The organism is Acidithiobacillus sp. TH-A36, from assembly GCF_057473445.1.
This window is the reverse complement of record NZ_JBYCKP010000070.1, coordinates 1-3,833: the sequence shown is the minus strand read 5'-3', so window position 1 is coordinate 3,833 and position 3,833 is coordinate 1. Positions and strand designations below refer to the sequence as shown.

Genomic DNA, 3,833 nt, shown 5'->3' with positions numbered 1-3,833 from the left:
ATTAATGTCGCAGGCGTTCCTTCTGTCGTGTTCACGAATACCTTGACCAGCATTGTCATTACTTTTGTCGAAAATCTTCGCAAGAAACGCCCGCTTCCCTTTGCCTGGCGTCAACAGCTAGCTGCGCTATTTGCATATCTGGTTGGCGCGATTTTGTTTGCTTTTTTTCTTTTCCGGGTTCCTGTTCTCGCAATGGTTTTGCCGGTATTTCTAGTTGGTATTGCGTTGCTAAGCCACTGGAAGAGTACGAGGGTCAGCTCTGATTAGAGATTGCTTAGAAATTGCGTCGGAATGGTGCCCCGAGCGCGAATCGAACGCGCGACCTACCGCTTAGGAGGCGGTTGCTCTATCCACTGAGCTACCGGGGCATGAGTCTAGTCTAGCAAAAGCAGGACACCAGCGGCGAGTCCCTTGTTTGTTCGCAGCAGCCAAGCAGATACCTTCAGGTTAAGGCAAAAAAGTAGGTGGCATAGCACAAACCATTTACCACAAAGTGGTATGGACGCAGGACGACCCCACGAATGACCAGCAAATAGGTATAAGTGCCGGCCAACAAAGTGAGTCCCGCCCCCAGCAGTACGGGGAAGGAGGGCGACCAGGGGGTGAGTAATACGCCAATGGCGGGCAGGAGGCTGCCCTGAAAAACCAGCGCGCCGGTGATGTTGCCAAAGGCGAGGGTATCTTTGCCGCGCCGAATCCATAGGATGCTGTTGATTTTTTCCGGAAGCTCAGTGGCAATGGGAACCACCAGCAGCGACAGGATCAGCGCCGAGATGCCGAGCCAGTGGGATAACCCTTCAATACCATCCACAAATAAACTGGCACCAAACACGATCATGCCCAAGCCAATCGCCAGTTGCAGCAGAATCACCGGCATTTGCACGGGTAAACCTGTTTTGCTGAGGTATAAGGCATGACCAGCTTCTGTGCCATGACCCTCGGCAACCAGGGCTGCCGAAGCGCGTAGGGTGACCAGCACATACAAAAAATACAGGGTGATCAGAATCAGGGCGATGCCTACCCGTACCAGGGTAATATGATGAGGGACAAACAAGGCGACGCAGGAGAGACCAAAAGCGGCCAGAAACCATCCCAGATCACGGCGTAATCCGCTGGGTTCTGGCTGCAGGGCACCCTGCCAGCCCCGTTGCGGAGACACAAAAACGGCCATCAGGAACAAGGTCAGGGTGGATAACATCATGGGCGCACCCAGAATGGCACCGACACCGACTTCTTCACCAAGATGGGCGGGTTTTCCCGATGCGGCAGCAAATACCGCGACGATGGGGACCATAGCCTCCGGCAGTGCCGTGCCTACAGCGGCAAATATCGAACCGGTGACCCCTTCGGATATGCCGAGGCGGTCACCCAGATGTTCCAGGGCATTGGTAAACGCCTCGGCCCCGGCGAGAATGATGATCAGGGCAGCAACCAGCAGGAGTATATTCATGGATGGATTATGCCACAGTGGTCTGTATCCACAACGACCAAAAACAGTCGCAAGATGAGTTTCAGCGAAGATTATGTTTATACTGCAAGCATCATCTGGAATGACCGAGGCAGGAGCAGAGTATGCAAAAGTTGTGCAGTTTCTTCGACCGGGATATTTACCACGTAGAAGGTGGGGGCGCACAGCCAGCAGTATATTTTATTGCAGATAAAGATGCCGGGGGCATTCTCGTCAACGCGCCGGTATATACCGAGGCATTGAAGGCTGAACTGGAAGCGTTGGCTCCGCTGCAGATATTGTTTTTGCCCAGCCATTTTGGGGCGCAGGATGTGTTGCTTTGGAAGCAGGCCGGTTGCAAGCTGGTGGCGCAGCCCGCCGAGGCCCAATTTTTGAACACGCCCATTGATATTGCCCTGGATAGCAAGTTGCGCCTGACGCGCACCATTGATTTTCTGCCAATGTCTGGCCGCACCCCCGGCAGTTGTGCTTTACGCCTGAAAAACAAGCCAGGCGCTATCTTTTTTGGTCCTATCCTCGAATGTGCCAGTCCGGACCAATGGCCTACCCTGATGGCCCATGCCGATGATCATTCCTGGGAAACCCGCATTTTCGGCAGCCTCGGCCTCCAGGATGTGCATTTTGAATATGCCTTCACAGATACCTTTGTAGCAGACAGGACGCCCGTTGGTCCCGGGGCAGATCTGGCGATTCAAACAGAACTGCAGGCGGTACTCGACGCCGACTGATTTTGCCGAACCGCATTTATCGACAAGAAAACACTGCAAGTTCGCGATAATTGGCGTATAGTTCGGACCCTGAATTCTCTTCCGGGTGTGTCCATGTCTCAACAATCTGATCTCCGTTTTAGTGATTTTGCTCTTGCCGAACCTTTGCAGAAGGCGGTGGCGGAGATCGGCTATGAACAGCCTTCCCCGATTCAGGAGCAAAGTATTCCGCCGCTGCTGGAAGGCCGTGATGTCATTGGCCTCGCCCAGACGGGTACGGGTAAGACAGCGGCTTTTGCCTTGCCACTGCTCAGCCGCGTGGATGTTGGCCTGCGTATTCCGCAATTACTCGTTCTGGCGCCTACGCGTGAACTGGCCATTCAGGTTGCCGAGGCCATGCAAAGCTACGCCAAATTTCTGCCGGGTTTTCATGTGTTGCCTATTTACGGCGGACAATCCATGGGCTTGCAACTGAAGCAGCTGCAGCGGGGTGTGCATGTGATAGTAGGGACTCCGGGGCGCATTCAGGATCATCTGCGCCGCAAAACCCTGCGCCTTGACCAATTGCAGGCGGTAGTTCTGGATGAGGCCGACGAAATGCTGCGCATGGGCTTTATTGATGCAGTGGAAGACATCCTGCAGCACACGCCCGATGGTCGGCAGGTGGCCCTGTTCTCGGCGACCATGCCCGATGCCATTCGCCGGATTGCAAAAACCTATCTCAAGGACCCTCTTGAAATCAAGATCAAGTCGGCGACGACCACCGTGGCCACTATTCGCCAGCGTTACTGGCAAGTGAGCGGTACCCACAAGCTGGATGCGCTGACCCGGATTCTGGAAGTCGAAGACAGCAATGCCTGGATTGTATTTGTGCGCACAAAAACGGCGACTGTAGAACTCGCCGAGCGTCTGGAAGCACGCGGTTATGCCTGCGGTGCCCTGAATGGTGATCTGAGTCAGGCCCTGCGTGAACAAACCATCGAACGCTTGAAATCCGGTGCTCTGGATATTGTGATTGCTACGGATGTCGCGGCGCGGGGCCTGGATGTGGAACGCATCACCCACGTCATTAATTACGATATTCCCAATGATACAGAGGCTTATGTGCATCGGATTGGGCGTACCGGACGGGCGGGCCGAGCCGGTGATGCCATCCTCTTTGTGGCTCCGCGCGAGCGGCATTTGTTGCGTGCCATTGAAAAGGCCACCGGCCAGACGATTACGGCTATGCATCTGCCGAGCATCGAAGATGTGGCCGACCGCCGCATGACCCAGTTCAAGGACCAATTGTCGGAAGTCATCAACGCTCAGGATTTGTCGGTTTTTGAATCGCTCATTGCCGATTATCAGCAGGAGCATGACGTAGGCCTCAGTGAAATTGCGGCAGCCCTGGCCTACATGGTGCAAAAAGAACGGCCACTGGTGCCTGTTGAAGAACCCACCCGGCCCATGCGTACTGAGTCCTCAGGATCGGGGCGGCCAAGCTCTTCACGGCGGCGCGGCGATGACGAAAGGCCGGTGCGCAGTGATCGCGGTGCCAACCGCATACCCCGTAAACCCCTTGCTGATGACCAGCCGATGCGGCGCTTCCGTCTGGATGTCGGCGAAGATCACGGCGCCCAGATCAAGAATATTGTCGGCGCTATTGCCAATGAGGC

General features: G+C 55.1%; 4 protein-coding genes and 1 tRNA gene. 3 read left to right on the top strand and 2 right to left on the bottom strand.

Annotated elements, in window-relative coordinates; translation table 11 throughout:
• On the top strand, positions 1 to 267 hold a 267-nt coding region (locus AC2VLY_RS01740), incomplete at its 5' end, for a DUF1275 family protein (RefSeq protein WP_486921680.1).
• Between the two features lie 25 nt (positions 268 to 292).
• Here AC2VLY_RS01740 and AC2VLY_RS01735 read toward each other — a convergent pair.
• Positions 293 to 368 (bottom strand) — tRNA-Arg (locus tag AC2VLY_RS01735).
• Positions 369 to 442: 74 nt separating this feature from the next.
• Positions 443 to 1,450, bottom strand: a complete 1,008-nt coding sequence (locus tag AC2VLY_RS01730; RefSeq protein WP_486921679.1) for a sodium:calcium antiporter — start codon at positions 1,448 to 1,450, stop codon at positions 443 to 445.
• A 122-nt stretch (positions 1,451 to 1,572) separates the two neighbouring features.
• Here AC2VLY_RS01730 and AC2VLY_RS01725 point away from each other — a divergent pair, with 122 nt between their 5' ends.
• On the top strand, positions 1,573 to 2,196 hold the full coding sequence (locus AC2VLY_RS01725; protein ID WP_193650943.1) for an MBL fold metallo-hydrolase: 624 nt from the start codon (positions 1,573 to 1,575) through the stop codon (positions 2,194 to 2,196).
• Between the two features lie 93 nt (positions 2,197 to 2,289).
• Positions 2,290 to 3,833, top strand: a 1,544-nt coding sequence (locus tag AC2VLY_RS01720) for a DEAD/DEAH box helicase (protein WP_486921678.1), incomplete at its 3' end; no start/stop codon positions are given.